The organism is Fibrobacter sp. UWH5 (assembly GCF_900142505.1).
In the GTDB taxonomy this organism is placed as follows: Bacteria; Fibrobacterota; Fibrobacteria; order Fibrobacterales; family Fibrobacteraceae; genus Fibrobacter.
The window spans coordinates 1-1,152 of record NZ_FRBB01000052.1 but is presented as its reverse complement, the minus strand read 5'-3'; the positions used below and the strand labels follow the sequence as shown (position 1 = coordinate 1,152).

Sequence of the window (1,152 nt, the reverse complement as noted above, 5' to 3'; positions counted from 1 at the left end):
AGTTATCCGATTAGTAGTCTTTTGCGCACCGGACGGACGCCCCGTTGACTTTCTTTAGAGCCGCATGTTGGTTTATAAAGCTGCTGGCGACAAAAGCTATCCTGCCACACAACTCAGGTTCATCTTTGTCATATTCACCGGGCATCCAATGATAAGCATATGTGCCTATATTAATGAACTCAAGTACACTCTCGTTAACAACCGGATTTTGGGTTTGAAGAATCCCCGCCGGCAGAAGGGAGAATCCGCGTTGGTTGCTCCCCCACAGGACTGCCCCCAAATAATTGGCACCATTACGCGAGCCGCTCCCGTCCATTAGTACCCACCATTCAATCTCATTCATCACATGCCAGCCCTCGGGACATATTCCTTGATGCATAGCAGCTGGCAATGAGCCTTGGAAATCAGGAACTGGATTACTCATCAAGTCATACTCTACAGGGCACTTGCTCGTGCCCAAGCCAAAGCTGTCGCAGGCGGCAGGGAAATTCATGGCGCTAGCCCAGGTGTAAAGCCCGCCGAAGCCGTTGTCGCAGTACCACGGGTCGTCGTCGTAGCAGAATTTCGTGGAGTCGGTCATCTGGGCCCCGGCATCAATCATCTTCCCGTAGTTCAGGTTCTCCGCAAAATAAGTTATGGAATCTAAATTTGTATATCCCGCCCAATAACGAATGGTCTTGTACACCTGGCCGTCGCGCGGGTCGGTGAACTCGCCGTAGCTGTAGCCCTGGTCGTTCACAAACAGCTCGCTCATGTCGTAGTACTTGCTACTGCTGCTCGAACGGGCAACAGAACTGCTGGATTGTAGAATCCAGTGACCGTTTATGCAACGATACCTCAAATTGTACTTCGAAATGAATTTTGACCCACCTTCATATTCGCTGTCGCAAAGCGAGTCTACCAGCACAAAGCTGCTCGAGCTAATCCCGACATCGCTAACCGCTCCCGACGATGCCGCCACAGAACTGCAAGATCCCCGGTCGGTGCCGGGGATGACACTGCTGCTGGAGGCGGCACTTTCGCTCGATTTTGCGGAGCTTCCCTTGCTCGAGGAGCTCTTCTTGGATTCATTGGCTTCGCCAGCTGTGACACTTGTGCTGGAGGCGGCGTCGAGGCCTTCGTCGTCGCTCGAGTTCACGGAAATTTCGTCGC

The 1,152-nt window shown here is 52.7% G+C and carries 1 protein-coding gene; it reads right to left on the bottom strand.

Features of this window, described 5'->3' with window-relative positions:
• Positions 1–10: 10 nt before the first annotated feature.
• Positions 11–1,152 (bottom strand): FISUMP domain-containing protein (locus BUB38_RS15650; RefSeq protein WP_305774190.1); only part of this gene is annotated, 1,142 nt, incomplete at its 5' end.